The following is a 1741-nucleotide window of genomic DNA, read 5'->3' on the forward strand; positions in this document are numbered from 1 at the left end:
GGTAGTGTCAAGTAATCTATGAAAAACTGGGCCGAAAAAAACAGGCTCAAACGAACCTTGAAAATTGCAAATATATAAGACGGAAGGCCCTCCGGGGGCTCAGGGCGCTGCCCTAAGAACCTGCAAGGGACCAGTCCCTTGACCCGATTCCGGGCTCTGCCCGGACCTGTCCTCGCCGGAAGGCAGGAAAAGGGCGCACTTGCCCCTTTTCTGCTAAACAGGATAATCCGTGAACCTTATGTCAAGAGGCTTTCGCGGCATATCCTCGCACTTCGTGCTCTGGTATTCCACGGTCCTCCTGACAACGGTTCCGCTCCATTTACGCATTTTTCTGTTTCTGGAGATTTAGAATTGTCTGTTGACCAAGGAAGATCAGCAGTTGCCATTTTCCGGGCATATTGTCAGCGCCTTCCAGCATTTCTACTGTGTTCAGGACTTTATAGTTGTTGTGTTTGTGAGGACGCAGAAAGTTATAGTATGCAACCCACAGAGCAAGGTCATAGTTGGCACCGTCGATGTTGTCAAATCCGTTTGTTTTCCGGTAGGACGCTTTATAGGTTCGGTTCAGGCGCTCGATCATCTGCTTGAATGGACGGAACTCTTTGGAAACCGCATCGTCGTTGGTAAGCCCAATCACCTGGGTAATGCAGAACTTGAAGGCATCACCAAATTCATGGAAGAACTGCTGGGCAGCCAGTGGATAGGCACTGTAACCGTCTGCGATAAAGCGGAAGTTTTTTGGAAGCTCTTTGAAATGTCGGAAAGCCATGCGCATTGCCATGATACAGGAACCGACGCCGCGGTTGTCAGAGACCTGGTAACCGATGATGGAGCGCTTCGCAGCATCCATAATGAACCAGATATAAGTTTTGATACCACGGATCTTGATATAGGTTTCATCAGCAGTGAAAGTGCTGCCGGCATGATAGTCATAGTTGTCCACGAAAGGTTTTACACAGATAGCAGCAGTTTTACAGTAGTTGGCGATTTGCTGGTGTGAGATCCGGATGTTATAAAGATCCTTCAAAGCCTGGGAGGTTTTCCGCAGGGAGAGCCCGAGGTTAACGTGAAGAGTCAGGCACAGTGACATCACGTGGGAATCGAACTTGTTGAACTTCAGGGAAGAAGCGTTTTTCGGGAGGGAATCCAGATCCATTTTAAAGAAATCCACGGTGAATTCACGGTAGATGTAGTGTAGTTTGTATTCGTTCTTGCCATAAGCTTTTTCAAGATGTTCCTTATCTACTTTTTTAAGATTGTGGAGATAGTAAGGGCATTTGGGATTCACGCATTTGTGGACGATAAAGTGTTTCCTGTCTTTTTTATGTACCAGAGCATTTCCACAGTGGGGGCAGCGTAAGGTGTACTCTTTAGAGAAACGGTTATCATCCGGTGAAAAGTTTGTGTCGCAGACCTTGCATTTGATCTGACCTTTCCTGCCGTTATTGCGGTAGAGATAAGGTTGAGGGGCATTACAGCAGGGACACTTGCAGTCCTCGGGGATATCACATTCTTTGCGGCGTGAGACGGGTTTGATCTTCTTGTGATACTTGAATTCATAGTAGGGGATCAGGAGCTGCCAGTCCCAGTCGTTGTGATGGATTTCCATTTTAGGAAGTTCGTCTGTTTTGAGTTTCTGGTACTTTGGAGAGTGAGAATCGTCAAAAGCCCACTGTTTCAGTGGAATATATTTGCAGATAAAAGTAATCAGCCAGCAATTCTGCTGATAAAGATATTGAAT

At 46.6% G+C, this 1741-nt stretch carries 1 protein-coding gene; it reads right to left on the reverse strand.

Annotation, left to right across the window (positions count from 1 at the left end; all coding sequences use genetic code 11):
* Positions 1 to 319: 319 nt before the first annotated feature.
* Positions 320 to 1741, reverse strand: a 1422-nt coding sequence (locus ACTNA4_RS15990; protein ID WP_441031152.1) for a DDE-type integrase/transposase/recombinase, incomplete at its 5' end; no start/stop codon positions are given.

It is taken from the genome of Bariatricus sp. HCP28S3_A7, from assembly GCF_052066375.1.
GTDB lineage: Bacteria > Bacillota > Clostridia > Lachnospirales > Lachnospiraceae > Allocoprococcus.